This window comes from Pseudoalteromonas citrea (assembly GCF_000238375.3).
GTDB classification, from domain to species: domain Bacteria; phylum Pseudomonadota; class Gammaproteobacteria; order Enterobacterales; family Alteromonadaceae; genus Pseudoalteromonas; species Pseudoalteromonas citrea.
Genome location: NZ_AHBZ03000020.1, coordinates 1 through 4,093, shown reverse-complemented (window position 1 = coordinate 4,093; position 4,093 = coordinate 1). Strand labels below are relative to the sequence as shown.

At 42.0% G+C, this 4,093-nt stretch carries 3 protein-coding genes and 2 pseudogenes; all 5 read left to right on the top strand.

Going from position 1 to position 4,093, the window contains the following annotated elements; translation table 11 throughout:
• Window positions 1-465: pseudogene (locus tag PCIT_RS11890) on the top strand (hypothetical protein); the annotation flags it as partial.
• Between the two features lie 79 nt (window positions 466-544).
• Window positions 545-1,555, top strand: coding sequence for a zinc metalloprotease (locus PCIT_RS11885; protein ID WP_010368202.1), 1,011 nt, complete (start codon window positions 545-547; stop codon window positions 1,553-1,555).
• Window positions 1,556-1,634: 79 nt separating this feature from the next.
• Window positions 1,635-2,639, top strand: coding sequence for a hypothetical protein (locus tag PCIT_RS11880; RefSeq protein ID WP_192992799.1), 1,005 nt, complete (start codon window positions 1,635-1,637; stop codon window positions 2,637-2,639).
• Window positions 2,640-2,718: 79 nt separating this feature from the next.
• On the top strand, window positions 2,719-3,585 hold the full coding sequence (locus tag PCIT_RS11875) for a hypothetical protein (protein ID WP_238348020.1): 867 nt from the start codon (window positions 2,719-2,721) through the stop codon (window positions 3,583-3,585).
• Window positions 3,586-3,656: 71 nt separating this feature from the next.
• Window positions 3,657-4,093, top strand: a pseudogene (locus tag PCIT_RS11870) (hypothetical protein); the annotation flags it as partial.

Genomic DNA, 4,093 nt, shown 5'->3' with positions numbered 1-4,093 from the left:
GCGTATGCGCCGTTTATTTCTCATGAGCACAGTTTCTTTCAGTATAAAAACACCGAAATGACCATCGTCGTGACAGAAAACGCCCAAGACCCGATTTATTGTTTGCTGTTTTGGGAGGAATTAGTGCGGTTTATGGACAATAAAAAGCCGTTACCAGATGTGCCGCGTTATGAAGCTCTGAGGCATTTAGACCCAGTAACTGCCGAGTATGATGCCGCCCAAGCAAAAGCAGGCAACCCGCGCCCTGAGGTGTATTGGCGCGATATGAGCTTTGACCAGCAACAAGAAATATACAAAGAGTTACTAGAAGAATGCTTTGAGCTTGATTGGTTTAACCTAGCACCCAGAGATGAAATTACAGCTCCTTGGCAGCGCTGGACACCTAAGCCCGAGCTCAAAGATACACTCAATTGGAAGTATAAAGCCAAGCGACTAGCGTGGCAGCTAGGCTGTGGCTTTCCTTAGTAGTGAAACGAGCGCAAAATAACAAAAACAAATAAAAAAGCGTCGCAATAAAGCGATAAACAAAGGTTAAGGAGTAACCATGAGTCTGCCATATTTAGGGGGTAAGTTACCCAAAAAAACCAAATTTAATCATTTTTTTGATTCTGATACTGATTCTTCACTTAGAGATAAATTTCATGGCTTATGTTTATTGTATCCATGGCTACTGGAAGACAAGTTTGGCTTTACTCAAAACCCACAACGATTTATGACACAAAGCTGTGGTGATGATCCATGGCGTATACTATTCTTTGGGCCACTGTTTCTAGGGGCTTTTGGCAGCCTACTTATTGTGATCAGTATATTTTCACAACTATTACCTTCAGATATAGAAGGAGAGACCTTCCCATGGTGGATCTGGTATACCACCATAATTTGGAATATATCAGTGTTAAACTTACTCCCTATCTTTAAACGCATTGCACCACCAAACTTGGCTTACTTTGACAGAAAGACCCGCAAAGTTGGGTATACCTTTGATATTCCGGGCTGCACTGAACGCGATGAGTTTGGTAATTGCTGTTTCCCATGGCGAGAAATTGAATGTAATGTGGCAAAAATAACCACCAGTCAGCATGGTGCGCAGGCGTATGCGCCGTTTATTTCTCATGAGCACAGTTTCTTTCAGTATAAAAACACCGAAATGACCATCGTCGTGACAGAAAACGCCCAAGACCCGATTTATTGTTTGCTGTTTTGGGAGGAATTAGTGCGGTTTATGGACAATAAAAAGCCGTTACCAGATGTGCCGCGTTATGAAGCAGTGAGGCATTTAGACCCAGTAACTGCCGAGTATGACGTCGCCCAAGCAAAAGCAGGCAACCCGCGCCCTGAGGTGTATTGGCGCGATATGAGCTTTGAGCAACAAGAAGAAATATACAAAGAGTTACTAGAAGAATGCTTTGAGCTTGATTGGTTTAATCTAGAACCCAGAGATGAAATTACAGCCCCTTGGCAGCGCTGGACACCTAAGCCTGAACTCAAAGACACACTCAATTGGAAGTATAAAGCCAAGCGACTAGCGTGGCAGCTAGGCTGTGGCTTTCCTTAGTAGTGAAACGAGCGCAAAATAACAAAAACAAATAAAAAAGCGTCGCAATATAGCGTTAAAAAAAGGTTAAGGAGTAACCATGAGTCTGCCATATTTAGGGGGTAAGTTACCCAAAAAAACCAAATTTAATCATTTTTTTGATGCTAAAATTGATTCATCACTTCGAGATAAATTTCATGGTTTATGTTTTTCATATCCTTGGTTGCGAAGGGGCAAGCACGGCTTTACTCAAAACCCACAAAGGTTCATAACAGAATCCTGTGGCGATGATCCTTGGCGGATACTGTTCTTAGGCCCAATGTTTTTGGGAGCAGTGGGTACATTGGTACTGATAATTAGTATTTTATCATTACCACTGTACGAAGAGGGGGAAGCATTTCCTTGGTGGGTTTGGTATACCGTTATACTTTGGAATGTTACTTTTCTAAATTTACTCCCTGTGTTTAGCCGCTTTGCACCAGCAAACCTCGCTTACTTTGATCGAAAGACCCGTAAAGTTGGATATACCTTTGATATTCCGGGCTGCACTGAACGCGATGAGTTTGGTAATTGCTGTTTCCCATGGCGAGAAATTGAATGTAATGTGGCAAAAATAACCACCAGTCAGCATGGTGCGCAGGCGTATGCGCCGTTTATTTCTCATGAGCACAGTTTCTTTCAGTATAAAAACACCGAAATGACCATCGTCGTGACAGAAAACGCCCAAGACCCGATTTATTGTTTGCTGTTTTGGGAGGAATTAGTGCGGTTTATGGACAATAAAAAGCCGTTACCAGATGTGCCGCGTTATGAAGCTCTGAGGCATTTAGACCCAGTAACTGCCGAGTATGACGTCGCCCAAGCAAAAGCAGGCAACCCCCGACCTGAGGTGTATTGGCGCGATATGAGCTTTGATCAGCAACAAGAAATATACAAAGAGTTACTAGAAGAATGCTTTGAGCTTGATTGGTTTAACCTAGAACCCAGAGATGAAATTACAGCTCCTTGGCAGCGCTGGACACCTAAACCCGAACTTAAAGACACACTCAATTGGAAGTATAAAGCCAAGCGACTAGCGTGGCAGCTAGGCTGTGGCTTTCCTTAGTAGTGAAACGAGCGCAAAATAACAAAAACAAATAAAAAAGCGTCGCAATATAGCGTTAAAAAAAGGTTAAGGAGTAACCATGAGTCTGCCATATTTAGGGGGTAAGTTACCCAAAAAAACCAAATTTAATCACTTTTTTTCACCGAAAACAGATATGGAATTTCGTGATCAATTTAAAGGTTTATGTTTATTTTATCACTGGTATAAAATTGACAAATTCGGCTTTACTCAAAACCCACAAAGGTTCATAACAGAATCCTGTGGCGATGATCCTTGGCGGATACTGTTCTTAGGCCCAATGTTTTTGGGAGCAGTGGGTACATTGGTACTGATAATTAGTATTTTATCATTACCACTGTACGAAGAGGGGGAAGCATTTCCTTGGTGGGTTTGGTATACCGTTATACTTTGGAATGTTACATTTCTAAACTTACTCCCTGTGTTTAGCCGCTTTGCACCAGCAAACCTCGCTTACTTTGATCGAAAGACCCGTAAAGTTGGGTATACCTTTGATATTCCGGGCTGCACTGAACGGGATGAGTTTGGTAATTGCTGTATTCCATGGCGAGAAATTGAATGTAATGTGGCAAAAATAACTACCAGTCAGCATGGTGCGCAGGCGTATGCGCCGTTTATTTCTCATGAGCACAGTTTCTTTCAGTATAAAAACACCGAAATGACCATCGTCGTGACAGAAAACGCCCAAGACCCGATTTATTGTTTGCTGTTTTGGGAGGGATTAGTGCGGTTTATGGACAATAAAAAGCCGTTACCAGATGTGCCACGTTATGAAGCGGTGAGGCATTTAGACCCAGTAACAGCCGAATATGATGCGGCCCAAGCAAAAGCAGGCAACCCCCGACCTGAGGTGTATTGGCGCGATATGAGCTTTGATCAGCAACAAGAAATATACAAAGAGTTACTAGAAGAATGCTTTGAGCTTTGAGTCTGCCATATTTAGGGGGTAAGTTACCCAAAAAAACCAAATTTAATCACTTTTTTTCACCGAAAACAGATATGGAATTTCGTGATCAATTTAAAGGTTTATGTTTATTTTATCACTGGTATAAAATTGACAAATTTGGTATCACGAACAACCGACAAAGGTTTATAACAAAAAGCTGTGGCGATGATCCATGGCGAATACTGGTCTTAGGCCCAATGTTTTTGGGCGCTATGGGAAGTTTACTTATTGTGATCAGTATATTTTCACAACTATTGCCTTCAGATATAGAAGGTGAGACCTTCCCATGGTGGATCTGGTACACCACCATTATTTGGAATGTGACTTTTTTAAATTTATTACCTGTGTTTAGCCGCTTTGCACCAGCAAACCTCGCTTATTTTGACAGAAAGACCCGTAAAGTGGGGTATACCTTTGACATTCCGGGCTGCACTGAACGGGATGAGTTTGGTAATTGCTGTTTTCCATGGCGAGAAATTGAATGTAATGT

Excerpts from the sequence above, each read along its gene's own strand:
- PCIT_RS11880 (WP_192992799.1), top strand. The coding sequence starts at position 1,635 with ATGAGTCTGCCATATTTAGGGGGTAAGTTACCCAAAAAAACCAAATTT.
- PCIT_RS11875 (WP_238348020.1), top strand. The coding sequence starts at position 2,719 with ATGAGTCTGCCATATTTAGGGGGTAAGTTACCCAAAAAAACCAAATTT.
- PCIT_RS11885 (WP_010368202.1), top strand. The coding sequence starts at position 545 with ATGAGTCTGCCATATTTAGGGGGTAAGTTACCCAAAAAAACCAAATTT.